Genomic DNA, 24,909 nt, shown 5'->3' on the forward strand with positions numbered 1-24,909 from the left:
ATGCATGACCATCATCACGACCGTTGAAGACTTGCGGGTACTGGCCAGGAAGCGCGTTCCGCGCATGTTCTACGATTACGCCGACGCTGGTTCCTGGACCGAATCGACCTACCGCGCCAACAGCGACGATTTTGCGAAGATCAAATTCCGCCAGCGGGTGGCGGTCAACCTGGTCGACCGCACCACCCGCACGACGATGATAGGGCAGGAGGTGGCGATGCCGGTGGCGCTGGCCCCGACCGGGCTGACCGGCATGCAGCATGCCGATGGCGAGATCCTGGCCGCGCGCGCCGCCGAACGCTTCGGCGTGCCGTTCACCCTCTCGACCATGAGTATCTGCTCGATCGAGGACGTGGCGGCGCATACCACCAGGCCGTTCTGGTTCCAGCTGTATGTGATGAAGGACCGCGCTTTCATCGAGCGCCTGATCGAGCGCGCCAGGGCGGCGCGCTGCTCGGCGCTGGTGCTCACGCTCGACCTGCAGGTATTGGGCCAGCGCCACAAGGATATCCGCAACGGCATGACGGCGCCGCCCAAGATGACGCTGGCGAACATCATCAACCTGATGACCAAGCCGCGCTGGTGCATGGGCATCCTGCGCACGCCGCGTCGCGGCTTCGGCAATATCGTCGGCCACGCCAGCGATGTGTCGGACATGTCCTCATTGTCGGCATGGACCTCGCAGCAGTTCGATCCGGCCCTGTCGTGGGCCGATGTGGAATGGATCAAGCGGCGCTGGGGCGGGAAACTGATCATCAAGGGCATCATGGATGCGCAAGACGCGCGCCTGGCGCTTGATTCCGGCGCCGATGCGCTGATCGTATCGAACCATGGCGGGCGCCAGCTCGATGGCGCGCAGTCGAGCATCGGGGCGCTGCCCGCCATCGTGGAGGCGCTCGGCAAGCGCATCGAGGTGCATATGGATGGCGGCGTGCGCTCGGGGCAGGATGTGATCCGAGCGCTGGCCCTCGGCGCCAAGGGCGTGTATATCGGCCGGCCGTTCCTGTACGGGCTGGGCGCGCTGGGCGAGCAGGGCGTGAGCAAGTGCCTGGAGATCATTCGCAACGAGCTCGATCTGACGATGGCGTTCTGCGGCCTGCGCGACGTGAATGACGTGAACAGCAATATCCTGTTGCCGGGGACCTTTTAGAGCACGTTCTGCGGCTTGCCCGCTTCGAAGGCTTCCAGGTTATCGATCAGCATCTCGGCCAGGGTCTGCATGGCGCCAGCGCTGGCCCAGGCCACGTGCGGCGTCAGGATGAAGTTGGGCAGGCGCAGCGCCAGCAGCGGATTGCCGGGCAAGGGCGGCTCCTGGCTCAATACATCGAAGCCGGCGCCGCCGATCACGCCATCGGTCAGCGCCTGTGCCAGCGCCGCTTCGTCCACCAGGCCGCCGCGCGCGGTGTTAATCAACAATGCACTGCGCTTCATGCTGGCCAGTTGGCGCGCACCGATGATGTTCGTGGTCTGCGCGCTTAAAGGCAGGTGCAGGCTGACCACGTCGGACGTCGCCAGCAGTTCGGCCAGCGTCACGACATCGACATCGGCGTCGTCTACCGGCGAGCGCGAGACCACGGCGACGCGCATGCCGAACGCGCGCCCGAGCGCCGCCACTTGTTTGCCCAGCGCGCCGTAGCCGACGATGCCGAGCCGGCTGCCGGCCAGGTCGGCTATCGGGTGATCGAGCAGGCAAAACTGGTTCGAGGCCTGCCAGCGGCCCGCGTCGACGTCCGCGCCATACGCCTTCAGGTTGCGGCGCAGGGCGAGAATGAGGCTCAGGCAATGCTCCGGCACCGACACCAGCGAGTAATTGCGGATATTCGATACCACGATCCCGCGCGCGCGGCAGGCGTCGAGATCGATGTTGTTGGCGCCGGTGGCGGCGACGGCCACCATCTTCAGCTCCGGCAGTTGCGCAATATCGGCCGCGCGCAGCGGCACCTTGTTGGTGATCGCAATGGTGGCGCCGCGCAGGCGTTCGACCACCTGGCCGGCGCTGGTGGCGCCGTAGTCGCGCCACGCGTGTTCGAATGCGGGACGCCGCACGTCGGCCATCAGGCTGTCGCGGTCGAGGAAGACGATGTTGTGCATATCAGGGCCTTGGTAGTTGCAGGAGTGGGTGGGTGAGAAACAGGTCGGCGACCCATTCGACGAACACGCGCACCTTGGCCGACAGGTGGCGATTCTGAGGATATACCACGTTCACCGGCACCGGCGTGCTGCTCCAGTCGGGGAGCACGATTTCGAGCTTGCCGACGGCGACCATCTGGTCGACCATGAAGCTCGACATCTGCATCAGCCCGAGCCCCTGCATTCCGGCGGTCATATAGGCGGTGGAGTCGTTCACGGCCAGGCAGGCGGGGGCTGCGACGGTGATCACTTCATCGCCCCGGACGAAATCCCAGTCGAAGATCTTGCCGGTCTTGGTGGAAAAGTAGTTGACGCAGCGGTGGCTGGCCAGGTCGTGCGGATGGGTGGGCCGTCCATGCCGGTCCAGGTAGCCCGGCGTGGCGCAGGTGACAAAATTGAGCACGCCCACGCGGCGCGCGATCAGCGCCGAATCGGGCAGGTTGCCGCCCCGGATGGCGCAATCGACGCCTTCTTCGATCAGGTCCACCGGGCGGTCGCCGATACCGAGGTCGAGCCGGATGTCGGGATAGCGATCGAAAAAATCGGACAGGGCCGGCAGCAGGATGTCGTTGGCGAACCCGCTCGCGACATCGACGCGCAGCCGTCCGCTCGGATTGGCGCGATTGCGCGAGAGCGATTCTTCGGCTTCGCGCACATCCGACAGAATGCGCAGGCAGCGTTCATAATAGGCAGCGCCGTCGGCGGTCACGCTCACATGCCGCGTTGTGCGGTGCAGCAGTTTGACTTCGAGCGCCAGTTCGAGCGCCTGCACCAGGGTCGACACGGTGGCTTTGGGAAGCTGCATGTTCTCGGCCGCGCGCGTAAAGCCGCCGGCGTCGACCACCTGGACAAACACTTCCATAGCTTGCAATTTATTCATATTCCTCCGCATTGTTCAGATTCCTGAACAATCAATTCGCTCTTGCCCTCTTTATCAGATTGTAGATCAAGTTTAAAGTGGCCGTACTGCAACATAGGATGTCGGGACAATCGGAAGGAAAGGGCTACTCTTATGCGTTATCAAAAAGCAATCATGATGATCGTGACACTCGCGATGGCGATGCTGACGTTGACGGGTACCGCCTTGTCCGACCAGTTCCCGCAGGCCGCGAGTGCGGAAAGCGTCGGTTTTGACGCACTTGCACATGACCTGTTCGGCACTTCCCTGCTGGCCTGTGCGGACGACGAGTTGGCGGAGCCGCAATGAGCTCCCAGGACGCGCCGGTGCAGCTGAAGATCCGCGACCTCGAGGTTGCGGGGGCCGAAGGCCCGCTGGCTGCGCGTCTGTATTCGGGCGGCGACGCCGGCGCCAAAAAAGATGGCTTGATCGTGTTCTTCCACAGCGGCGGCTTTATCGGCGGCGACCTCGATGAGGCGGACGAGTTCCTGCGCCACCTGGCCAGCTGCTCGACCCAGCACCTGGTGCTGGCGTCGCGCTACACCCTGGCCACCGAGCGGCCCTTTCCCGCCGCCGCCGAAGATGCGCACGCGGTGCTGGCCTGGTCCAAGAAGCACAAGGCCAAGCTGGGATGGAGCGGCAAGCGCCTGCTGGTGGCCGGCATCGAGGCCGGCGCCAACCTGGCTGCCGTGTGTACGCTGATGGCGCGCGACCGCGGCGGGCCGGCGCTGGTCGGCCAGATCCTGATCATGCCGATGCTCGACCCGGGCCTGTCCACCTGTTCGATGCGCGCCATTCCGCAAGACGCCACCCTGGCCGGGGTGGCAGTCCAATGCGCCGCCAGCTACCGCGGCTACCTGCCGAATGCGGCCGACCGCACCCACCCGTATGCCTCGCCGCTGCAATCGAGCCGGCTGAAAAACCTGCCGCCCGCGCTGATCCTGTCCGCCGAAGACGATCCATTGCGCGACGAGGCCGAACAATACGGCGCCAAGCTGGCCACCTGCGGCGTGACCACCACGGTCAAGCGCATGGCGGCGGCGCCCCTGGACGACACGGCCGCGCGCAACGAGTGCGCCTGCAGAGCCGTGGCGCTGCATGAAATCGGCAATTTTTTACATGGCCTCGATACGCCGCCATCCTGAATTAGCGCATTACTCGTAACACCACCACCAGTTACCCCCGTGCAGCTGCGCTGAGAAACCCTCGGCGCAGCGTACGGACCCTTTTCGCCTTTTGAAACAGCACAGCTCGTCTTTCGTCGTCTATCCGGCTGATTTATTAAACATTTTCATCAATAAGAGGAAAAAAATGAAAACCACTAATCGATTAATGACCTTCGCCCGCCCGCTCGCGGCCGCGATGGCCTTGGCGGGACTAGCGGCCCTGTCGCTGGCGGGGTGTGAAGAGGCGAACAGCAAGGCCCAGCCGGCCGCTCCCGCCGGCCCGCCGATCACCGCCGCCACCGTGATCGAGCGTTCGGTCAACGAGACCCAGGAATTCTCTGGCCGGCTTGAAGCGGTCGACCGGGTCGACATCCGGGCGCGCGTGAACGGCTTTATCACCTCGGTCAACTTCAAGCCGGGCAGCATTGTCAAGAAGGGCGACGTGCTGTTCGTGATCGACCCGCGCCCTTACCAGGCCGAAGCCAATCGCGCCGAAGCGGCCGTCAGTTCGGCCCGCGCGCGCGCCGACCTGGCCAAGCTGGAACTGGCCCGCGCCGAGCGCCTGCTGGGCGACAAGGCGATCGCCCAGCGCGAGTTCGACGAAAAGGCATCGGGCCTGAAGGAACTGGACGCCAACGTACGCGCAGCCCAGGCTTCGCTCGAAGCGGCGCGCCTGAACCTGAGCTACACCAATGTGCACGCGCCGATCGGCGGGCGCGTCTCGAAAGCCGAAGTCACCACCGGCAACCTGGTCGACGGCGCCGTGATCCTGACCTCGGTGGTATCGAGTAATCCGATCTATGCGACCTTCGACGGCGACGAAGACACCTACCTGCGCGTCGGCCGCGTGGCCCAGAAGGGCACCACGGTGCCGGTCAAGATCGGCCTGGCGAATGAAAGCGGCTTCCCGCACGAAGGCAAGCTCGAATTCATTGACAACCGCCTCGACTCGGCCACCGGCAGCGTGCGCATGCGCGCCATGTTCGACAACACCGATAACACGCTCGTTCCGGGCCTGTTCGCACGGGTTCAATTGGGCGGCGGCGACGGCGCCCAGGCCAAGACGATCCTGATCAACGACCGCGCCGTCGGCACCGACCAGAACCGCAAGTTCGTGTATGTGATTGGCGCCGACAGCCGCGCCGAATACCGCGCCGTGGTCCTGGGACCGAGCGTGGACGGCCTGCGGGTGGTGCGCAGCGGCGTCAAGCCAGGCGAAAAAATCGTCATCAACGGCTTGCAGCGCGTCCAGCCTGGCGCACCGGTAACGGCGCAGATCGTGGCGATGGACCAGGACAGCAAGGCGCCGCAAGCGAAGGCCGACGACGCCAAAGCCCCGGACGCGAAAGCCGCGGACGTCGCCGACGCGAACGTCGCCGACACCAAAAAAGAAGTCAAGGTTGCCGACGCATCGGCTAAAACCAAGGAATAACTCACATGAACTTTTCACGATTTTTCATCGACCGGCCGATTTTCGCGGCCGTCCTGTCGATCATCATATTCGTGGCCGGCCTGCTGTCGATTTTTGCATTGCCGATCTCCGAATATCCTGACGTGGTGCCGCCATCGGTGGTGGTGCGCGCCCAGTATCCCGGCGCGAACCCGAAAGTGATCGCCGAAACCGTCGCCGCCCCGCTGGAAGAGCAGATCAACGGCGTCGAAAACATGCTGTACATGTCGTCGCAGAACACCTCGGACGGCTCGCTGATGCTGACCGTGACGTTCAAGGTCGGCACCAACGTCGAGCAGGCCGAGTCGCAGGTGCAGAACCGCATCCAGCGCGCCTTGCCGCGCCTGCCCGAAGAAGTGCGCCAGATCGGCGTGACGGCGGTCAAAAGTTCGCCCAACCTGACCATGGTGGTGCACCTGTTGTCGCCGACCGGCCGTTATGACGACGTCTACCTGCGCAACTACGCGGTGCTCAACGTGAAGGATCAGCTGGCGCGTATTCCGGGCATGGGCGACACCCAGCTGTTCGGCGCCGGCGACTACGCCATGCGCATCTGGCTCGATCCGCAGAAGGTGGCGGCGCGCGGCATGACCGCGTCCGACGTCGTGGCCGCGGTGCGCGAGCAAAACGTGCAGGTCGCCGCCGGCGTGATCGGCGCTTCGCCGTCGAAAGGCGCGGAATTCCAGTTGACCGTCAATACCCAGGGCCGCCTGACGTCGGTCGAGGAATTTGGCGACATCATCGTGCGCACCGGCGCCGACGGCGCCATTACCCACCTCAAGGATGTGGCGCGGATCGAGCTGGGATCGAATTCCTACTCCCTGCGCGCGCTGCTCAACAACAAGTCGGCCGCCGCCATCGGTATTTTCGAAGCGCCGGGTGCGAACGCCTTGCAACTGTCGGCCGACGTACGCGCCAAAATGGCGGAACTGAAGAAAGACTTCCCCGAAGGCGTCGACTTCAGCGTGGAGTACGACCCAACCCAGTTCGTGCGCGCATCGATCAAGTCCGTCATCCACACCCTGCTCGAAGCGGTCGCCCTGGTGGTGCTGGTGGTGATCATCTTCCTGCAAACCTGGCGCGCATCGATCATTCCGCTGCTGGCCGTGCCGGTATCGATCATCGGCACGTTTGCGGTGATGCTGGGCTTCGGCTTTTCGATCAACACGCTGTCCCTGTTCGGCCTTGTACTGGCCATCGGTATCGTGGTCGATGACGCCATCGTGGTGGTGGAAAACGTGGAACGCAATATCGAAGCGGGTTTGAGCCCGCGCGACGCCACCGTGCAAGCGATGAAAGAGGTGAGCGGTCCGATCATCGCCATCGCCCTGGTGCTGTGCGCCGTGTTCGTGCCGATCGCCTTCGTGGCCGGCCTGTCGGGCCAGTTCTATCGCCAGTTCGCGCTGACGATCGCCATTTCGACCGTGATTTCGGCATTCAGCTCGCTGACCCTGTCGCCGGCCCTGGCCGCCGCCTTGCTCAAGCCGCACCATGCGCCGAAAGATGGACTGACGCGCGTGATGGACAAACTGTTCGGCCGTTTCTTCGCCTGGTTCAACCGCTTCTTCGGCCGCGCGTCGACCAAGTATGAAGGTGGCGTGAACGTGGTCCTGAAACGCAAGGGCATTTCGCTGATGGTGTACGCCGTGCTGGCGGTGGCCGCCGTGTTCATGTTCAAGGCGGTGCCGAGCGGCTTCGTGCCGGCCCAGGACAAGCAGTACCTGGTCGGTTTTGCCCAATTGCCCGACGCGGCTTCGCTGGACCGTACCGACGCCGTGATCCGCCAGATGTCCGACATCGTGGCCAAGGTGCCGGGTGTGGAATCGTCGATCGCCTTCCCTGGCTTGTCGATCAACGACTTTACCAATGCGCCTAACGCCGGCATCGTGTTCGTCACGCTCAAGTCTTTCGAGCAGCGCACCGGCAAAGGCATGTCCGGTCCCGAGATCGCGGCCGAGGTGAACAAACGCCTGGGCGCCATCCAGGACGCCTTCATCATGGTGTTCCCGCCACCGCCGGTCAACGGCCTTGGCACCGTGGGCGGCTTCAAGATGATGATCGAGGATCGCGGCAACGTGGGCTACGACGAGTTGTACAAGGCGACCCAGGCGATGCAGATGAAAGCCTGGCAGAACCCGCAGCTGGCCGGTGTGTTCTCCAGCTTCCAGATCAACGTGCCGCAACTGTTCGCCGACGTCGACAAGGTCAAGGCCAAGCAGCTCGGCGTGCCGCTGACGACGATTTACCAGACCTTGCAGATCAACCTCGGTTCGCTGTACGTGAACGACTTTAACCAGTTTGGCCGTACCTACCAGGTGCGCGTGCAGGCCGATGCGCCGTTCCGCTCGCACGCCGACCAGATCGCCCAGCTCAAGGTGCGCAACGACAAGGGCGAGATGATTCCGCTGTCGTCGCTGATGCGCATCAAGGATACCTATGGCCCGGACCGCGTGCAGCGCTACAACGCCTACGTATCGGCCGACATGAACGGCGGCCCGGCTCCTGGCGTCTCGTCCGGCCAGGCCCAGGCCGCGCTGGAGAAGATCGCTGCCGAAACGCTGCCAAAAGGCGTGTCGTACGAATGGACCGAACTGACCTACCAGGAGATTTTGTCGGGTAACACGATGGTGCTGGTCTTCCCCTTGTGCGTACTGCTGGTGTTCCTGGTGCTCGCGGCGCAGTACGAAAGCTGGACGCTGCCGCTGGCGGTGATCCTGATCGTGCCGATGTCGATCCTGTGCGCCCTCGTCGGCGTCAAGCTGACCGGTGGCGACAACAACATCTTCACCCAGATCGCGCTGTTCGTGCTGGTGGGGCTGGCGTCGAAAAATGCGATCCTGATCGTCGAATTCGCCCGCGAACTCGAAGACCACGGCCGCACCATCGTCGAAGCGGCGCTGGAATCGTGCCGCCTGCGCCTGCGTCCGATCCTGATGACGTCGATCGCGTTCATCATGGGCGTGGTGCCACTGGTGTTCTCGAGCGGCGCCGGCGCCGAAATGCGCCATGCGATGGGCGTGGCGGTGTTCGGCGGCATGCTGGGCGTGACCTTCTTCGGCCTGTTCCTCACGCCGGTGTTCTACGTGCTGCTGCGTACCTTCGCCAAGAAGCTGGAAAAGAAATCAAGCGTGGCAGTGCCTGCGCATCTGGAAGGAGCAGTGTAATGACTGATATGAAGACAACCATCATGAGGCGCATGTCACCCTTGCTGGCGGCGCTGCTGCTGGTGGCCTGTTCCAGCATCCCGCAACTGAAAGCGCCGGCGCTCGACATGCCGTCCGCCTTCAAGGAGTCGTCCGAGCCCTTGCAGGCGGCCGACGGCACCCGCTGGAAAGTGGCGCAGCCGGCCGAAGGGCAGGCGCGCGGCGAGTGGTGGCTGGCGTTTAGCGATGCCAACCTCACCGCCTTGATCCGCGAGGCGACCGACGCCAACGCCAGCCTGGCGGTGGCGGCGGCGCGCGTCAAGCAGGCCAGGGCGCTGGCCGGCATCTCGCAAGCGGACCGCTCGCCGCAGGTCGGCGCCGGCATGGGCGCGCAGCGCAGCCGCACCTCGGGCGTCTCGCGCGGGCTTGCCGACGACGCGTCGGTCGCCCCCGGCAATGTGTACCAGGCCAGGCTGACGGCCAGCTACGAGCTTGATCTGTTCGGCCGCGTGGCGGCCAATGTCAGCGCGGCCAATGCCGACGCGGCGGCCAGCGAAGCGACCTACAAGTCGGTGCTGCTGGCCTTGCAGGCCGACGTGGCGCAGACCTACTTCAAGCTGCGCGAAACGGACGCCGAACTGGCCACCCTGGCGCGCACGGTCGACCTGCGCACCCAGAGCGTGAAAGTGAACCAGAGCCGTTACGACAATGGCGACATCGGCGAATTCGACCTGGCCCGCGCCAGGACCGAACTGTCGACCGTGCGCGCCGAGGCGATCGGCCTGCAACGCCAGCGCGTGCAATACGAGCACGCACTGGCCGTGCTGCTCGGTAAACCGGCGGCCATGTTCAGCGCCGACGTCAACCCGCTGGTGGAGTCGGCGCTGCTGCCGGCCATTCCGGCCGGCTTGCCGTCGGCCCTGCTGGAGCGCCGTCCCGACATCACCGCCGCCCAGCGCGCGATGATCGCCGCGAATGCGCGCATCGGCGTGGCGAAAACGGCCATGTACCCGTCGCTCAGCCTGACCGGCGGCCTTGGCACCGAATCGGGCGGCGGCGGCAACCTGTTTAACTGGAGCGCGCGTTCGTGGGTGCTGGGCGCGCTGCTGTCGATGCCAATCATCGACGGTGGTCGCAACAAGGCCAACATCGCGCGCAGCGAAGCGGTGCTGGAAGAGTCGGTGGCGAGCTACCGCCAGAACGTGCTGGTGGCGTTTGCCGAAGTCGAAGACAACCTGGCCGGCCTGCGCATCCTGGCCGGCCAGACCGAGCAGATTGACGCGGCCGTGGTGTCGGCGCGCCGTTCGGCCGACCTGGCGCAAAAGCTGTACAACGCCGGCCGTTCCAGCTACCTGGACCTGCTCGACTCCCAGCGCAACCTGGCTGCGGTCGAGCGCAACGCGGTGCAACTGCGGGGTGACCGCGCGGTGACCACCGTGGCGCTGATTCGCTCCCTGGGCGGCGGCTGGCAGTAGGTTTTTGAGGCCCCCGGTAGTGGAACGGTAATCCCCTCTCACATGGCGCGGCCGACCAGCCGCGCCATTTGCGTATTCACAGGGCAAGCCATACAATGGCGGCACATGCCCGCCACCCTACAAGACGAGCAGCTCATGCTGCGCTACCGCGATGGCGACCTGGTCGCCTTCGAGGAGCTCTATCGCCGTCACCATGCGGGCCTGTACCGCTTCGTCGCCTGGCGTTCGCCGCGCGCGGACTGGGTCGACGAGATCGTGCAGGACAGCTGGATCAACCTGCATCACGCGCGCAGCCGCTATCAGCCCGACGCGGCCTTTCGCACCTACCTGTTCCAGATCGCCCGCAACCGCCTGCTCGACCTGCTGCGCCAGCAGCAACCGCTGTTGGCGGCGGAGCTGGGCAGCGGCACGGATGGCCGCGACGTATTTGACTCGCTGGCCGATGCGGCGCAGGATGTGGTCTCGCCCGATGTGGCGCTCGAACACAAGCAGCGCAACGACAGCCTGCATGAAGCACTGGCGGGCCTGCCGAGCGAGCAGAAAGAGGCGCTGGTGCTGCAACAGTTTTGCGGCATGAGCCTCGAAGACATCGCCGCCGTGGTAGCAGCACCGGTGGAAACGGTCAAGAGCCGTTTGCGCTACGCCATGCGCAAACTGCGCGAAGGGAGCCTGAGTGGACAACGATGACATGAGCGACGAACAATTCGACGCCTTCCTGCGTGGGGAAGACGATCTGTCGCGCCGTCTGCAAGGATTGACCCAGCCGGCGTCCAGTCCCAAGCTCGATGCCGCCATCCTGGGGTATGTCAAGGCGGGCCTGGAGCAGGAGGCCAGGGCGGCTCAGGCGGCGCGGCCGGCGGCGGCCAATGACGCCGTCATCGAAGGCGCGCCGCCACGGCTGGCCCCCGGCCTGGGGCGGCGCTGGCGCATTCCGGCCGGGATTGCGGCGGGGGTGCTGGCCGGCGTGCTGGGGCACCAGGTTTACCAGGGCAGCGGCGGCGGGGCGGGCATGGAAGGCGGGATGGCCGCCGCTCCGACTGCGGAAGCGCCGCAGGTCGTGGCAAACGTGACGCTCGACATGGAGCGGCCCGCGCCGCCGGTGGCGATGGATGTGCCGGCGCCTTCGGCGCCCGCTCCGGCCAGCGTGGAGGCTTCTGCGGCGCCCGCGCCGACCCCTGTCATGAAGGCGGCGCCGCCTTCGCCAGCGCCGGTGCAGGTGGCCGCCGCACCGCCATCGCAAGAACTTCAGCGTGTTGAAATCACCGGCTCGTCGATCAAACGCACGGCTGCCGAAAGCACGCTGCCGGTGGAGGCGTTGAAGCAGAAGGATTCGAAGCAGCCGTATCAAGGGTACAACAGCGACAACCCGGTCCCCGAGGTGCAGTCGCCGCCGCCAGTGGCTTTAGCGCGGGCGCCTGAACCGGTGGCGGCTCCGGCACCAGCGCCGGTGAGGGTGGCGGCGGCGCCTCCCGCCGAACCGGTTGCCGACGACGCGAGGGCGGCTGCCGCGGCGCCGGCCGCGCGCCCGGCGCGCGTGGCGGGGCGCGAGTCGAAGAGCGACCTGGAGCTGTCGAAGGCGAGAGCGTTCGATGCCCATGACAAGCGCGCGCACGACTGGCTGGCGGTGATCGACGCCATGCTCAAGGCGAAGCTGGACAAGGACGCGCTGGCCGAATGGGCCAGGTTCCGCGCCGCCTATCCCGATTATCCGGTACCGGCCGCAACGCGCGACCGGATCGCCGCGATCAAGCAGTGACAAGGCAATGATGCCGCGAGCGCGGGTTCGCGCGATGTAAGCCGGCGCCAGGCAGATTGCCGGTGGAATGCGATATCGTGGCGCGGCTGGCCGGCCAGGATATCGGGAACGATCGGTGACGTTGAAATGCGGCGCATCGTTTTCCGGCGCGCCGCGTGGCCCGTTCAGGGCTTGATGTCGAACTCACCCACGAATACAGTTTCCCTGCGGTCCTTCAGGCGCAGGGTGATGGCTTGTTCCTTCTGGCGCGCCGTGCCGAAGGCGGTGAACAGCTTGACCTGAAGTGTCGTCGCGCCGGCCACCACCTGCTGGCGGTTGCCGTAGAAATTGGCCTCGATTTTGTATTTGCCCGGTGCCGCGCGCCGCAGCGAAAACTCTTCCGGCCCGTAGCCGCCCGTGAAATCATAGGACATGCGCGCCCCCTGGCTCGACAAGCGGTTTGCATAGCTCGATTTTTCGCCATTCGGCGCCGTCACCCACAAGTCCATGTCGCTGTTGTCGGCATCCCAGGTCAGCACCACGCGCAAGTCGAGCGGCAGGTTGGCGCGCAGGCGCGGATCGATGCGGCGCAGGTCGAGCGGCTTGGGCGCGGCGGCGACGATGGCGTTGATTTCGGCCAGCACGATCGTTTCGATATCCGGAAAACGGCCGTTCCACGGGCGCTCCACCACCTCGTACAAGGTGTCGATGGCTTCCTGCGTGCGCCCGGTGGCGGCCAGCGCCAGGCCCAGGTCGCGGTACGATTGCGGCTCTTCCCCGGCCAGGCGCAGCACTTTTTCGAACACCGGCACCGCCAGTTGCGGCGCGCCGGCCTGCAGCAGGCGGTAGCCGAGAATGCGCAGTACGGCGCGGTTTTCGAGGTCCATTTCGGCCAGGTTCGACAGCACCCGCAGGGCCAGGTCGCGCTGGCCTTTTTCGAGCAGGATGTCGGTTGCATCGAGGTAGAAGGCGCTGCTGTTGGCGTAGTCCGGTTTCTGGTCGAGGTAAATCGTGTAGACGGTGGCGGCATCGGCGTCGCGCAAGCGCTTGAGGTAGGGCGCGTTCGGCACCCATTTTTTCAGGCCCATGCCGATCGACGGCGCGCGTTCGGCGACGTCTTTTTCCTTGGACGATACTCCCTGGGGCGCAATGATCGATTCCGCGTCACGGCTTCGTATCGCGCTGGCCGTTATCTCGACGCGTTGTGGCGAGGGCGCGCGCGCCGCCATCGGTGCCGGCACTGGCATGGGGGCAGGCATGGCCATCGGCGCGCGAGGCGCCTCCCTCAGGTTATCGAACGGCATGGCGCGTTCCTGTGCGGGTTTGGCGGGAGCGCGCTCGAAGGCCGTGTTCCACCACGCGGTACGGCTCTCGAAATTTCTGACCACCTGATCCAGATGCTTGACGCGCGCGGCGCTGCGCTCGCCGCCGCGCTGGTCCTTGAGCTTGCGCCAGGCGTCGCGCTTGTCCTGCGGCGGCTCGATCTCGTAGCGCACGTAGTCTTCCAGCCGATCGAGCACGATCAGCGAAGTTTCGCGGGTCGGGATGCCGAAGCGGCGGCCGATGCGGCCGATTTCGGAGCGGTGCAGCTCGGGGTCCGCTTCCAGCGCGCGCAGGCGCAGCGCCGCCCAGGTGGACGCGGCCAGCGGATGCTGCGCGCTGTCGGCGCCGAGCTGCAGCTTGATGGTTTCCTTCTTCTCGCCGGTCGCCAGCGTGACGTTCAGGGTCGCGTCGGTGCTGAGCAGGCGGCCCGCGATGCGCAGCATGCCGCCTTCAACCAGCCCGCTGCCCGCTTCGATGTCGGTGGCGCCGCTCGCCTGCACCTGTTCGATGCGCGCCTGGGTTGATAGCAGGATGTCGCTGGCCTCGCCCGGCGAGGCGGGATTGATACGGATGATCTGGCCCCGGTTGCGTTCGGCCAGTGCGGCCAGGCGGCTGGTGTCGGACGACGCCGACGAGACCAGCGCAAACAGCGCCTGGTGCGACGCCAGCACCGGCGCGCGCGCCAGGCCATAGTTGGACAGGCCGTCGCTCAACAGCAGGTACTGGTCGACGCCCGCTTCCGGCTTCCAGTCATTGAGTGCGCTGGCGCCGTCGTAGCGGGTGCTTTCAAGCGCGCGCCGCAATGCGCTCCAGTCGCCGCCACGGATGTCGAACACTTGCTGCGCTTCGGGACGGTCGCGCAGGCGCGTCAGGCGCACCTGCACCGAGCCAAGCGCGCGCAAATAGGCGTCGAGTGCGGCCAGTTCCTGTTCAATGTTGCGCTGTTCGCCCGAGCCGGAGCTATCCCACAGCAGGCCGATGACGCGCGGACGCGCACGCGCCACATGGGTCGGCGGCACCGGAATCTCGGCCAGGAACCAGGTTTGGCCGAGACGGGTCTCCTGATAGAGGCGCGCTTGCTTGCCGGCGACGGTCTGGATGCCGATACCGCGCTCGGCCTTGTAGTCCTGGCGCCGCAGGCGCGCTTCGTAGGCGCCGGCGGTCCGCTCGAAACGCAGGTCGTGGCCGTTGGCCAGCGCCAGCGGGGCCTCGGCGGCGTCGTTGACGCGGACGGTCAGGTCGAAATTGCGCACCTCGCCAAAGGCGAGCGGCAGTTGATAGACCCAATTGGCGCCGCTGCGCATCAACGGGCCGGCGTAGGTCAGTTCCACGGTGCGGGTTTTGCCCGGCATGATGGGGTAGACCCGCAGTTTGAAGTTGTTACCTTGGGTGACTTCGAGCAGGGCGGGGTCGACGCCGGCCCGTACGATTTCTTCGAATACCGCGCGGCCGCGCTCTTTTTCAACCGGGACGGCCGCGCGCATCTTGCCGTCGATATCGAGGGCGAAGGCATTGACCTGCTGGCCGTCGGGCAGCGGAAACTGCAGCTTGCCTTCGAGCTGGCGCGCGTTGGGGTTGTAGAACTCCATGCGCACCGTCGTTTGCGCCATGCCGCCGCTGATGTCGGCGCTGATCGAGAGCGTTTGCAGCTCGATCGGCCTGGCGTCGGCGGCGCTCTGCATTAACGGTGGTGGACGGAGAATGAGGCGGGGCGATTGCGCGTACGTGAGGGCGCTGGTCGACAACAGCAGCGCCAGGGGCACGATTCGGTTCGACATGGGAGGCTCCGGTTGGCCGACGCTGGTGCCGGCATTGACGATGAAACGGAGCGGCGGGCAAAAAGGGGTTGAAGCGGGGTGAAATGACCGCGGTTTTTGTCAAAAAGAGCGTTTTGAACTAAAAAACCAAAAACGGGGACGAAAAAAAAGACAGGGAGCCTGTCTTTTTCTTCTCACTGCGGGAACAACTTACTTCATTGCTGCGTCTTTTTTGGCTTCCGCGGTGTCGACAGCTTTGTCGGCTTTGGCTTCTGCTTTAGCTTTTTTAGCTTTCGAATGGGCTTTGGCTTTGGTTTTGGTGGCGTCAGCGTGGGCTTCGGCGACGTCGGACTTGGCTTCAGCGGCTGCTTTTTCTACTTTTGCATCGGCTTTTGCGTCGGCTTTGGCAGCTTTTGCGTCAGCTTTGACGACGGCTTTGGTTTCTTTTGCTTCGGCTTTGGCGATTGGTGCGGCAGCGGCAGGTGCGGCAGGAGCCTGGGCGAAAACCGAGGTAGCGAACAGACCGGCGATCAACGATGCGATAACTTTTTTCATGGTGTTTCCTCAGTGTGGTTATATGGTGGAGCAATTCTTGGATGCTACAGATTCACTAACGCGGCCACTTGCATCCCAGTTGACGCGATTTACAACTACTTACAATCAGCCGGGAAAGTCGCTCAGTTAGCTGGCGAACAGTCGTTCTGTCCGCTTGGCCCCAAAATCGGTAAAAAACCACACTCACGAGGTTGCCGCCATGCCGGATGCATTAACGGTGTATCAGTCCAAACGCGATTTTTCGATTACGTCCGAACCGGCCGAGGGAGGTGAGGCGACTCCCGGTGCACTCACCTTCGTCATCCAGAAGCACTGGGCCAGCCGCCTGCATTACGACTTTCGGCTTGAACTGGACGGCACCATGAAAAGCTGGGCCGTGCCCAAGGGGCCCAGTTACGACACCAAAGACAAGCGGATGGCGGTGCACGTGGAGGACCATCCGATCTCGTATGCGAGCTTTGAAGGCACCATCCCGGAAAAGCAGTACGGGGCCGGCAAGGTGATCATCTGGGACAAGGGCACCTGGCAGCCGCAGGGCGATCCGCACAAGGGCTACCAGGGTGGAAACCTCAAGTTCGAGATTCACGGCCATAAAATGCGCGGCAAATGGGTGCTGGTGCGTATGAAGGGCAAGGGTGAAAAGCAGGAGCCCTGGTTGCTGATCAAGGAAAAAGACGATTACGCCAGGTCCGCCGCCGAGTTTTCGGTGGTCGACGAGATGCCCGACAGTGTCAGCAAGTTGCCCATGCCGGGCGCGCAGGCCGCCAAGGCCAAAGCCAAAGCCAAGCCTGCGCCGCTCAAGTCGGCAGCCGGGGCCACCGGCCGCGCCATGCCGGCGCAGGCGCTCAAGGCGGCCCTGCCGGCGTCGCTCTCGCCCGAACTGGCGACCCTGGTCGACCAGCCCCCGGGCGACCCGGCCGAATGGATCTTCGAGGTCAAGTTCGACGGCTACCGCCTGCTGGCGCGGATCGAGGGTAAACAGGTGCAACTGATGACCCGCAATGGCCACGACTGGACCCACAAGCTCGAACCGCTGCAAAAGGAACTGCTCAAACTCAAGCTGCCGGACGGCTGGTACGACGGCGAAATCGTGGTCCATGACGAGAACGGACGGCCCGACTTCGGGCTGCTGCAACTGGCCTTCGACGGCGCGAACACGGCCGACATTGTGTACTTCCTGTTCGACGCGCCGTACTTCAAGGGCCACGACCTGCGCAACGTTCCGCTCGAGGCGCGGCGCGCGCTGCTTGGCGCGGCACTTGGCAAGGCGTCGTCGGACGCGGTGCGCTTTTCGGGCGAATTCGGGACCGATCCGGACGAACTCGTGCTTGCCGCCTGCAAGCTGGGACTGGAGGGGGTGATCGGCAAGCGGCGCGACTCGCTGTACGTCACGCGCCGCTCGCCCGACTGGATCAAGCTCAAATGCGGCCAGCGCCAGGAATTCGTCATCGGCGGCTATACCGATCCGCAGGGTGCGCGCACCGGCATCGGCGCGCTGCTGCTCGGCACCCACGACAAGGACGGCGTGCTGCGCTACGCCGGTAACGTCGGCAGCGGCTTTACCCGGGCCGTGCTGCGCGACCTGAAAGAAAAACTAAGCGCCCTCGATACGGACCAGAGCCCGTTTCCGTCCAAGGCGGTGGCGGGCCGCAAGCATCACTGGGTCAAGCCCACGCTGGTGGCGGAGGTCAGCTTTGCCGAGTGGACCAGCGCCGGGGCAATCCGCCACGCCGTGTTCCAGGGCCTGCGCAGCGACAAGCCGGCCAGGGCGATCGGGCGTGAAGTCGCCACACATATGGAGGAGTCGATGCAGACGCAAAGCAAAACCGAAGCAAAGAGCGCAAGCGCGAAAGCGGAGCCAGTGGCGCCGCTAGGCGAGCTGCCCGCAACCCTGAAGGTGACCCACGGCGAGCGCGTGATCGACAAACAAAGCGGCGCCACCAAGATCGAGCTGATTGGCTATTACGCGCTGGTCGGCGCGCTGATGATGGAGCACCTGAAAGGGCGGCCGGTGTCGCTGGTGCGCGCCCCGAGCGGCGTGGGGGGCGAGCTGTTTTTCCAGAAGCACTCGGACGTGGACAAGCTGCCCGGCGTGAAGCAGATGGACCCGGCGCTCGACCCGGAGCATCCACCGATGCTCGAAGTGGGCAGCGTGGGCGGCATTCTGTCGGCGGCGCAGTGGAACGTGGTGGAGTTTCATACCCAGAATGCCATCGGCAAGAGCTACGAGGCGCCCAACCGCATGGTGTTCGACCTGGACCCGGGCGAGGGCGTCGACTGGGCCGCGATCCAGGAGGCGGCGCAGCTGATGCATGCATTCCTGGACGAACTGGGCCTGCCGTCTTTTCTGAAAACCAGCGGCGGCAAGGGCTTGCATGTCGTGGTGCCGCTCAAGGGCGGGCTCGATTGGGACACGGTAAAGGACTTTTCGCAGGAGGTGGTGCGTCATATGGCGCTCACCCTGCCGGAGCGCTTTGCGTTCAAGAGCGGCCCGAAAAACCGGGTCGGCAAAATTTTTATCGATTACCTGCGCAACGGGCGCGGCGCCACCACCGCCTGCGCCTGGTCGGCGCGGGTACGGCCGGGGCTGGGGATTTCGGTGCCGGTGGGGTGGGATGAACTGGCCGCGCTCAAGTCCGGCGACCAGTGGACGGTGCATAACGCGCATACGCGTCTCGATCACGGCAACGCGCCGTGGGACGGCTACGCAAAAGCCGCCAAGACGCTGACGGCGGCCATGAAGAAGCTGGGCTTCAAGAAGCAGTGATGCGCGGGCCGGCGCGGCCCGCGCACCGGATCCTTACTTCATGTTCAGCGCGGCCCGCACGCCGTCGCCGTAAGCGCTGTCGGCCTTGTCGAAGTGGGCCAGCTGGCGCTGCAGGATCTCGTCGCTGACCTGGCTCAGGGGACCGGCCAGGTTGGCGCACAGGTTCAGCTTTTCCTGCGCCGTCAGGAGGCGGAACAGGTTGCCGGCCTGGGTGTAGTCGTCTTCCATACCGCGTCCATCGAAGCGGCCGGCGCCGCCGCGCAGCGCCAGTTCCGGTTCGCCGTGGCCCATGCCGCGCGGTGCGCTGCCCGTGGCGTTGACGGTGGCGTAGTTTTGCGCCGCACCGCCGTTATCGACCGCCATCGCACCATCGCGCTGCTGGTTGTGGAACGGGCAGCGTGGCGCGTTCACCGGCAGGTGCTGGTGGTTGGTGCCGACCCGGTACAACTGGGCGTCGTGGTAGGCGAACAGGCGGCCTTGCAGCATCTTGTCCGGCGAGTAGCCCATGCCCGGCACCGCGTTCGCCGGCGAAAACGCCACCTGTTCGACTTCGGCGTGGTAATTGTCGGGATTGCGATTGAGCTCGAAGATGCCGACCGGGTCCAGCGGGAAGTCGCGGTGCGGCCAGACTTTGGTCAGGTCGAACGGATTCCAGCCGGTGCGCGCTTCCCAGTCATCGAGCTGCTGCTCGCTGGCCACCTGGAGCCGCACTTCCCACTGCGGGAAGTCGCCGCGTTCGATGGCGCCGAACAGGTCGCGCTGGGCGTAGTCCGGGTCTTCGCCGGCGATGCGCGCGGCGTCGGCCGCACTAAGGTTCTTGATGCCCTGGCGCGTCTTGAAGTGCCACTTGACGTAGACGCGTTCGCCGGCGGCGTTGATCAGGCTATAGGTATGGCTGCCGAAACCGTCCATGTGGCGGTAGCCGTCGGGCGTGCCCCGGTCCGAGAACAGCATCGTCACCTGGTGCAGGCTTTCGGGCGCACGGCTCCAGAAGTCGAACATCATGGTGGGCGACTTGAGATTGCTGCGCGGGCAGCGTTTTTGGGTGTGGATGAAGTCGGGGAACTTGATCGGGTCCTTGATGAAGAACATCGGCGTGTTGTTGCCGACCAGGTCCCAGTTGCCTTCTTCCGTGTAAAAGCGCAGGGCGAAACCGCGTGGATCGCGTTCGGTGTCGGCGCTGCCGCGCTCACCGCCTACGGTGGAGAAGCGCGCGAAGGTGTCGGTTTTCTTGCCGATGGCGGCAAACAGCCGGGCCTTGGTCAAGTGGCTGATGTCGTGCGTGACGGTGAAGGTGCCGTAAGCGCCCGAGCCTTTGGCGTGCACCACGCGCTCGGGAATGCGCTCGCGGTTGAAGTGCTGGAGCTTTTCGATCAGGTGGAAGTCTTGCAGCAGCAAGGGGCCGCGCGGGCCCGCGCTGATGGAGTTCTGGTTGTCGGCGACCGGGATGCCGGAAGCGGTGGTGATCTGTTGGTCTTGGCTCATGCTTGCAACTCCTCAGTGGTGATTCGATGCAAGAAGTGTAGTTGAGCTCATTAGTTAGTCAAAGGCAATTAAATATATCCAAGCGATAGTTTTTATTAATTCACTTCTTTGGCGCGGGGAAGCGCGCGGCGAAGATCAGCATTCCCAGGACCGGGAAGGCGGCGGCCTTGAGAGTGATGTTCCCCTCTTTGGTGGGGGTGAACAAGATGGTGAGCACTGTCAGGACGCAGAAAAGCAGGTACAGGCAGAGACGAAGAATCTTGCTCGGCAAGGGCATGCCGGACAAGGTCAGATACCAGACCAGCGCTGCGGCGATGAGGCCTGTCGGCCATAAAAGATAGAGCGCGATCAGGGCAACTTCGCCGACGATCATGCCCAGGAAGAGCAGCGACAACAGGAACAGCACACTGACTGCGGCGCCGTCCGCGTGACGCGTCAGATTACTCTTGGCCATGGCTGCCTTTCAGGCGATTCATGAATTTGCCGGCCTGTCAGGCGCGTGATGTCTGAAGCGCGATGAGTTCACGGCTATTCTTTTTCGACGACGATGCCGCGGCCATATCCGCCGTGCGCCTGTGGCAGCAAAACGCACAGCATGAGGGCCTTGTCGGTGGCGGCGATGGTCTTGATGACATCGCGCTGCTCAGCGTAGTTTTCGCTCGCGCGCAGTTGTTCCGCCGTTTTGCCGGATTTTTTGATCTGTTCGGCCAGGCGCTCTTTGTCGACGGTGAGGTTGGGGCACTTGGCGGTGGCGTAGTCGCCCGAGGCCATGGCCCCGGCCACTTGCGCCTGGATGGCGTCTTGCTCGGTGACCTCGGCGCAGGCGGCACCGGTGCCCAGTGCGAGAAGGGCGGCCGCTGCAACGGTAGCGAATTTCATGGTGATGTCCTGTGAAGTAGATGTTGACATTATCACATGAAAATAGGTCTATCAAGCAGTCAGGCCCCGCACATTTTTACGACTCGTCCGCTGGTTCAGCCGTCTCGCGCGACAGATGAAGAGGCAAATTTCATGCAAACGTCCGGTAAGAACTGGCAGCCTTGCTGCGGAATGCTTACCATTATGGCATGTTGATCGCTGGCCGGTCCTGGTCAGCCATCCTCGTTCTTGCGGATGCCGCGCACGTTCAGGGCCAGCAGGCCGACGTTGAGCGCAATGAGCGCCCAGGCGGCTTCGCCCCAGCCCCACGCGATCCACATCAGGTTGCCGACGATGAGCATCCAGAAGGCGACGATGCGCTTGCCGGCCTTTTTCGAACCCATCCACCACGCGGCGGCCAGGCTGATCGCCATCGCCGGCCACTCGAGTAAAGCAAATATATCGTCCATGCGGCTCCTGTCAGGTCACGCGGCCTTGCGCCGGGCCGGCGCCGCCTTGGCTTTGGCCGCTGGCTTGGCGGCGGCTTTGGTCGCGACTTTGGCCGGCGCCTTGGCGCGGCTCGGGGTTTTTGAAGCAGCCTTGCGCGGTTTGGCCGCTGGCGCTTCTTCCTCGTCCTCGCTCTCTTCGACGGGGGCACTGGCCTTGCCGGGCTTCTTGCCCAGGCTTTGCTGGAGCAGCGCCACCAGGTCGATGACGTTACTTTTGGCAGCCGGCGCCTTTTCCTTGTCCGGCATGGTGATGGTCTTGGTCTGTTTGGCCTTGACCTTCTTCGCAACCAGCGCGAGGATGTCTTCGCGATAGGTGTCGTGGTACTGCTCCGGCTTCCAGTCCTCGCTCATGCCCTCGACCAGCGCCATCGCCATTTTCAGCTCCTTGTCGGAGATGGCGGCGGTTTTCGACCTGGCGGTCGGGATCTTGAGTTCATCGGTGGGACGGATCTCGTCGCTGTAGCGCAGCGTGTTGAGCACGATCGTGTCGCCTTCGCACACCAGCGCCGCAAGGTGCTGCTTGACGCGGATGACCACCGTGGCGATGCCGATCTTGCCCACTTTTTTCAAGGTCTCGCGCAGCAGCGCATAGACTTTATCGCCGCCCTTGCCGGGCGCCAGATAGTAGGGCTGCTCGTAATACAGCAGCGGCACCGTCTCGGCGTCGATGAAAGCGAGGATGTCGATGGTGCCGGTGGCCTCGGGATTGGCGCGGCGCAGGTCTTCCTCGGACAACACGACGTATTCGCCGTCGCTGTACTCGTAGCCCTTGACGATGTCGTCCCAGACGACTTCCTTGTTGTTGCCCTTGTTGTAGCGCTTGAAGCCGACCGGCGAGAAATCGCGCCGGTCGAGCATGGTCAAGTCAAGCGCGTTGTCGCTCACGGCCGGATGCATCTCGACCGGAATATGCACCAGCCCGAAGCTGATTGCGCCTTTCCACAGACTGCGTCCCATAGCCGGTCCTTTCCTTATCCGCCCACGCTGCCGGTGACCGGCAATACGATGCCTGTGATGTAGCCCGAACATACCGACGAGGCCAGGAACACGTACGCCGGCGAGAGCTCTTCCGGTTGGGCCGGACGGCGCATGTCGGTGTCCTGCCCGAACTTGGCGATCTTCTCGGGCGACTGGTCGGCCGGGTTGAGCGGGGTCCAGACCGGGCCTGGCGCAATCGCGTTCACGCGGATGCCCTGATCGAGCAGGTTCGAGGCCAGCGACATCGTGAACGCGTGGATCGCGCCCTTGGTGGCCGAGTAGTCGAGCAGCTTGCCCGAGCCCTGCAGCCCGGTCACCGAGCCGGTGTTGATGATCGCCGCGCCGCGCTTGAGGTAGGGCAGGGCGGCTTTGGCCATGTGGAAGTAACCGTATATATTCGTGCGCATGGTTTCGTCGAAGCGCTCTTCGGTCAGGTCCAGCAGCGATGCGGCGTGCTCCTGGAAGGCGGCGTTATTGACCAGCACATCGAGGCGCCCGAATTCGGCCACCACCTTGTCCACCGCCTCCTGGCAGAACGCCATGTCCTTGACGTCGCCCGCCACCGTGATGCAGCGCCGGCCTTCAGCTTCGATGCAGCGCTTCGTTTCGTCGGCGTCTTCATGTTCGTTCAGGTAAAAGATGGCCACGTCGGCGCCTTCGCGCGCGAACAGCACGGCCACCGCGCGTCCGATGCCGGAGTCGCCGCCGGTGATGATCGCGGTTTGCCCCTGCAGCTTGCCGCTGCCCTTGTAGCCTTCGGCCATGAAGCGCGGTTTGAGCTCCATCGACGCTTCGATGCCCGGTTTGACCAGGTGCTGCGACGGCAGCGGCGGCGCCGGCTGCGCCGGGCCGCCCGTTTGTACCGCTTGCTTGCTTTCTTCCTTGCCGCCCGAGGCGTCTTTCTGATCCTGCCTGCTCTGGATCGCGCGCTGCTTGTCGGCGACCGCTTCGACCTGCGAATTCATTTCGTTCTCATCTGTATTTGGCATGGTGCTTCCTCCTCTGGAGCAGGCAGTATCGGACCGTGCTGGCATGATGACGGTGCGCCCGCGCACACTGCGCACGTGTTGGTGTTTGCTGAGTTGGTGCTTTATGGCAAACTGTGAACAGGATGGACGCAAGGTGTGTTGCCACTGCGTATTTATGCCGCATACTTTAGTGCTCAAGGAGATTCGATGGCGCAGCAGATTGGACTTTTTCTGAATCCGGTAGGACAGCGTCGAGTCGATTTCCAGGGTATGTATGCCGACATGTTCGCGCGCCTGTTCATCGCCGACGGCAGCGAGCAGGCCACCGTGCTGCTTGGCCAGGAGCGGGTCGACCTGTTGATTATCGATCTCGAGCGGTTCGATCGCAGCTTCGATCTCGACGCCCTCGGTGAACTGATCGCGCGCCGCGCCGGGGCGCCGGTGCTGATCCTGTGCCCGTTTTCAAGCGCCGGCTGGCTGCCCGCGCTGATGAAGTTTGGCCCGCTCGCTTACGCCATCACGCCGCTCGACGAGGGCGAGTTACGCGCCGCCATCGGCGCCCAGTTGCAGGCGCCCGAGGCGAGCGTCACGCATGCGGACGACCTGCGCGCGCTGCTCGCCTTGCGCACGCGCTTGCAGCAGGCGCTGGTCGATGTCGACGACCTGGCCACCGTGGCCGAACAGATTTGTGTGGCCCTGTGCGACGTTTCCGGCGCGGTGCACGCGTCGCTGTTTCGCATGGACGTGCCGGGCGACCTGCAGCTCGAAGCGCAGTATTCGCCCACGGGCCTGAACCTGGCGCGCGTGCTTCACCGCAGCGACAGGCTGCTGCAGTCGCCGCTGCGGCACGCTTTCCCGGGCCTTGTGGCCGCCTGCAGCAACGAAATGTGCCTGCTCGACGCGCCGGCCAAGGCGGGCGAACCGGAACTGGCGCTCTCGCTGGTCGACAAGGGCGTCGACATGGTGGTCGGGCTGCCGCTCGGTTCCGCGCCGGGCAGTGCGCTGGCCGGCTCGCTGTGCCTGATGTTCGGCCGCGCGCGCCAGTTCAGCACCGAGGAACTCGATTCCTTCGTGACGCTCGCGCAACTGGCCGGTTTTGGCTTGCGCATGGCGGCGGTCAGCCGCGAGAACGAAGCCTTGCTGGGGCGCGTGACGCACATGGCCACGGTCGACGCGCTCACGGGCGTGGCCAACCGGCGCCACGGCGAGCACCTGCTCGAACTGGAAATCAAGCGCGCCCGCAGGTACAAGGTGCCGGCGGCGCTGATCGGGTTCGACATCGACCGTTTCAAGGCCATCAACGACCAGTTCGGCCATCCGGTGGGCGACGCGGCGCTGCGCACGGTGGCCGCAGTAACCCAGGCCGCGCTGCGCACCAGCGATGTGCTGATCCGCTCGGGCGGCGAGGAGTTCCTGATTATCGTGCCGCATACCAGCGCCATCGATGCGCTGAAAATCGCCGAAAAGATCCGGGTGGCGGTGGCGCAGACCGATATCGCCGGCTGCGACAGGCTGACCATTTCGCTGGGCGTGGCGCAGCTGGCCGACCAGGAAAGCGCGGACTCGCTGATGCTGCGGGTCGATGCGGCCCTGAGCCGGGCCAAGCGCGCGGGGCGCAATTGCGTGGAGCTGGCGATGTCGTAGGCGCCGCAGCGCCGGCAGGCGGCTACTGTATAATCCGCCATCACCGGCAAAAGGATAAACAGATCAAG

At 64.6% G+C, this 24,909-nt stretch carries 20 protein-coding genes; 10 read left to right on the forward strand and 10 right to left on the reverse strand.

Features of this window, described 5'->3' with window-relative positions:
- The first annotated feature begins 4 nt into the window (after positions 1-4).
- Positions 5-1,150, forward strand: coding sequence for an alpha-hydroxy acid oxidase (locus F2P46_RS01375; protein WP_166884520.1), 1,146 nt, complete (start codon positions 5-7; stop codon positions 1,148-1,150).
- Here F2P46_RS01375 and F2P46_RS01380 read toward each other — a convergent pair.
- Positions 1,147-2,091, reverse strand: a complete 945-nt coding sequence (locus F2P46_RS01380) for a D-2-hydroxyacid dehydrogenase (protein ID WP_166884522.1) — start codon at positions 2,089-2,091, stop codon at positions 1,147-1,149. The genes F2P46_RS01375 and F2P46_RS01380 overlap by 4 nt on opposite strands.
- Position 2,092: 1 nt before the next feature.
- Positions 2,093-3,010, reverse strand: a complete 918-nt coding sequence (locus F2P46_RS01385) for a LysR family transcriptional regulator (RefSeq protein WP_166884524.1) — start codon at positions 3,008-3,010, stop codon at positions 2,093-2,095.
- A gap of 132 nt (positions 3,011-3,142) precedes the next feature.
- Here F2P46_RS01385 and F2P46_RS01390 point away from each other — a divergent pair, with 132 nt between their 5' ends.
- From F2P46_RS01390 to F2P46_RS01420, 7 genes are all read left to right on the forward strand, one after another.
- On the forward strand, positions 3,143-3,337 hold the full coding sequence (locus F2P46_RS01390) for a hypothetical protein (protein WP_166884526.1): 195 nt from the start codon (positions 3,143-3,145) through the stop codon (positions 3,335-3,337).
- Positions 3,334-4,173, forward strand: a complete 840-nt coding sequence (locus F2P46_RS01395) for an alpha/beta hydrolase (protein WP_166884528.1) — start codon at positions 3,334-3,336, stop codon at positions 4,171-4,173. Before F2P46_RS01390 ends, F2P46_RS01395 begins: the two co-directional genes overlap by 4 nt.
- A gap of 166 nt (positions 4,174-4,339) precedes the next feature.
- The gene (locus F2P46_RS01400; protein ID WP_166884530.1) at positions 4,340-5,626 is read left to right on the forward strand and encodes an efflux RND transporter periplasmic adaptor subunit; all 1,287 of its coding nucleotides are present in this window, start codon (positions 4,340-4,342) and stop codon (positions 5,624-5,626) included.
- 5 nt (positions 5,627-5,631) lie between these two features.
- Complete coding sequence (locus F2P46_RS01405) at positions 5,632-8,808, forward strand: efflux RND transporter permease subunit (RefSeq protein WP_166884532.1); 3,177 nt, start codon at positions 5,632-5,634, stop codon at positions 8,806-8,808.
- Between the two features lie 8 nt (positions 8,809-8,816).
- Complete coding sequence (locus F2P46_RS01410; RefSeq protein ID WP_166884717.1) at positions 8,817-10,262, forward strand: efflux transporter outer membrane subunit; 1,446 nt, start codon at positions 8,817-8,819, stop codon at positions 10,260-10,262.
- A gap of 105 nt (positions 10,263-10,367) precedes the next feature.
- On the forward strand, positions 10,368-10,949 hold the full coding sequence (locus tag F2P46_RS01415; RefSeq protein ID WP_229476825.1) for a sigma-70 family RNA polymerase sigma factor: 582 nt from the start codon (positions 10,368-10,370) through the stop codon (positions 10,947-10,949).
- Position 10,950: 1 nt separating this feature from the next.
- Positions 10,951-12,018, forward strand: coding sequence for a hypothetical protein (locus F2P46_RS01420; protein WP_166884534.1), 1,068 nt, complete (start codon positions 10,951-10,953; stop codon positions 12,016-12,018).
- Positions 12,019-12,182: 164 nt separating this feature from the next.
- Here the strand turns inward: F2P46_RS01420 and F2P46_RS01425 are convergent, their stop codons facing one another.
- Both F2P46_RS01425 and F2P46_RS01430 read right to left on the reverse strand, forming a co-directional pair.
- On the reverse strand, positions 12,183-15,098 hold the full coding sequence (locus F2P46_RS01425) for a VIT domain-containing protein (RefSeq protein ID WP_166884535.1): 2,916 nt from the start codon (positions 15,096-15,098) through the stop codon (positions 12,183-12,185).
- Between the two features lie 189 nt (positions 15,099-15,287).
- Positions 15,288-15,632, reverse strand: coding sequence for a hypothetical protein (locus F2P46_RS01430; protein ID WP_166884537.1), 345 nt, complete (start codon positions 15,630-15,632; stop codon positions 15,288-15,290).
- 199 nt (positions 15,633-15,831) lie between these two features.
- Between F2P46_RS01430 and ligD the strand changes: the two genes are divergently transcribed.
- On the forward strand, positions 15,832-18,399 hold the full coding sequence (gene ligD / locus F2P46_RS01435; RefSeq protein WP_166884539.1) for a DNA ligase D: 2,568 nt from the start codon (positions 15,832-15,834) through the stop codon (positions 18,397-18,399).
- A 33-nt stretch (positions 18,400-18,432) separates the two neighbouring features.
- Here ligD and F2P46_RS01440 read toward each other — a convergent pair whose 3' ends face one another.
- From F2P46_RS01440 to F2P46_RS01465, 6 genes are all read right to left on the reverse strand, one after another.
- Positions 18,433-19,884 carry a catalase gene (locus F2P46_RS01440; RefSeq protein WP_166884541.1) on the reverse strand — a complete coding sequence of 484 codons (1,452 nt, stop codon included), beginning with the start codon at positions 19,882-19,884 and terminating at the stop codon, positions 18,433-18,435.
- A 100-nt stretch (positions 19,885-19,984) separates the two neighbouring features.
- Positions 19,985-20,338 carry a hypothetical protein gene (locus F2P46_RS01445; protein WP_166884543.1) on the reverse strand — a complete coding sequence of 118 codons (354 nt, stop codon included), beginning with the start codon at positions 20,336-20,338 and terminating at the stop codon, positions 19,985-19,987.
- Positions 20,339-20,412: 74 nt separating this feature from the next.
- On the reverse strand, positions 20,413-20,763 hold the full coding sequence (locus tag F2P46_RS01450) for a hypothetical protein (protein WP_166884545.1): 351 nt from the start codon (positions 20,761-20,763) through the stop codon (positions 20,413-20,415).
- Positions 20,764-20,975: 212 nt separating this feature from the next.
- Entirely contained in the window at positions 20,976-21,212 is a 237-nt protein-coding gene (locus F2P46_RS01455) for a hypothetical protein (RefSeq protein ID WP_166884546.1), read from the reverse strand.
- Between the two features lie 15 nt (positions 21,213-21,227).
- Positions 21,228-22,208, reverse strand: coding sequence for a Ku protein (locus tag F2P46_RS01460; RefSeq protein ID WP_166884548.1), 981 nt, complete (start codon positions 22,206-22,208; stop codon positions 21,228-21,230).
- A gap of 14 nt (positions 22,209-22,222) precedes the next feature.
- A complete protein-coding gene (locus tag F2P46_RS01465) occupies positions 22,223-23,218 on the reverse strand; it encodes an SDR family oxidoreductase (RefSeq protein WP_229508933.1) in 996 nt (331 codons plus the stop codon).
- A gap of 186 nt (positions 23,219-23,404) precedes the next feature.
- Between F2P46_RS01465 and F2P46_RS01470 the strand changes: the two genes are divergently transcribed.
- Positions 23,405-24,841, forward strand: a complete 1,437-nt coding sequence (locus F2P46_RS01470) for a diguanylate cyclase (protein ID WP_166884550.1) — start codon at positions 23,405-23,407, stop codon at positions 24,839-24,841.
- Positions 24,842-24,909 lie beyond the last annotated feature (68 nt).

Source organism: Massilia sp. CCM 8734 (genome assembly GCF_011682155.1).
GTDB lineage: Bacteria > Pseudomonadota > Gammaproteobacteria > Burkholderiales > Burkholderiaceae_D > Telluria_A > Telluria_A rubra.

What these genes read in the sequence shown, in the direction of transcription:
- F2P46_RS01375 (WP_166884520.1), top strand. Translation starts at nt 5, where the DNA reads ATGACCATCATCACGACCGTTGAAGACTTGCGGGTACTGGCCAGGAAG.
- F2P46_RS01455 (WP_166884546.1), bottom strand. Translation starts at nt 21,212, where the DNA reads ATGGACGATATATTTGCTTTACTCGAGTGGCCGGCGATGGCGATCAGC.
- F2P46_RS01400 (WP_166884530.1), top strand. Translation starts at nt 4,340, where the DNA reads ATGAAAACCACTAATCGATTAATGACCTTCGCCCGCCCGCTCGCGGCC.
- F2P46_RS01395 (WP_166884528.1), top strand. Translation starts at nt 3,334, where the DNA reads ATGAGCTCCCAGGACGCGCCGGTGCAGCTGAAGATCCGCGACCTCGAG.
- F2P46_RS01380 (WP_166884522.1), bottom strand. Translation starts at nt 2,091, where the DNA reads ATGCACAACATCGTCTTCCTCGACCGCGACAGCCTGATGGCCGACGTG.
- F2P46_RS01405 (WP_166884532.1), top strand. Translation starts at nt 5,632, where the DNA reads ATGAACTTTTCACGATTTTTCATCGACCGGCCGATTTTCGCGGCCGTC.
- F2P46_RS01440 (WP_166884541.1), bottom strand. Translation starts at nt 19,884, where the DNA reads ATGAGCCAAGACCAACAGATCACCACCGCTTCCGGCATCCCGGTCGCC.
- ligD (WP_166884539.1), top strand. Translation starts at nt 15,832, where the DNA reads ATGCCGGATGCATTAACGGTGTATCAGTCCAAACGCGATTTTTCGATT.
- F2P46_RS01425 (WP_166884535.1), bottom strand. Translation starts at nt 15,098, where the DNA reads ATGTCGAACCGAATCGTGCCCCTGGCGCTGCTGTTGTCGACCAGCGCC.
- F2P46_RS01460 (WP_166884548.1), bottom strand. Translation starts at nt 22,208, where the DNA reads ATGGGACGCAGTCTGTGGAAAGGCGCAATCAGCTTCGGGCTGGTGCAT.
- F2P46_RS01385 (WP_166884524.1), bottom strand. Translation starts at nt 3,010, where the DNA reads ATGAATAAATTGCAAGCTATGGAAGTGTTTGTCCAGGTGGTCGACGCC.
- F2P46_RS01390 (WP_166884526.1), top strand. Translation starts at nt 3,143, where the DNA reads ATGCGTTATCAAAAAGCAATCATGATGATCGTGACACTCGCGATGGCG.
- F2P46_RS01430 (WP_166884537.1), bottom strand. Translation starts at nt 15,632, where the DNA reads ATGAAAAAAGTTATCGCATCGTTGATCGCCGGTCTGTTCGCTACCTCG.
- F2P46_RS01410 (WP_166884717.1), top strand. Translation starts at nt 8,817, where the DNA reads ATGAAGACAACCATCATGAGGCGCATGTCACCCTTGCTGGCGGCGCTG.
- F2P46_RS01450 (WP_166884545.1), bottom strand. Translation starts at nt 20,763, where the DNA reads ATGAAATTCGCTACCGTTGCAGCGGCCGCCCTTCTCGCACTGGGCACC.
- F2P46_RS01420 (WP_166884534.1), top strand. Translation starts at nt 10,951, where the DNA reads ATGAGCGACGAACAATTCGACGCCTTCCTGCGTGGGGAAGACGATCTG.
- F2P46_RS01415 (WP_229476825.1), top strand. Translation starts at nt 10,368, where the DNA reads ATGCCCGCCACCCTACAAGACGAGCAGCTCATGCTGCGCTACCGCGAT.
- F2P46_RS01470 (WP_166884550.1), top strand. Translation starts at nt 23,405, where the DNA reads ATGGCGCAGCAGATTGGACTTTTTCTGAATCCGGTAGGACAGCGTCGA.
- F2P46_RS01465 (WP_229508933.1), bottom strand. Translation starts at nt 23,218, where the DNA reads ATGCCAAATACAGATGAGAACGAAATGAATTCGCAGGTCGAAGCGGTC.
- F2P46_RS01445 (WP_166884543.1), bottom strand. Translation starts at nt 20,338, where the DNA reads ATGGCCAAGAGTAATCTGACGCGTCACGCGGACGGCGCCGCAGTCAGT.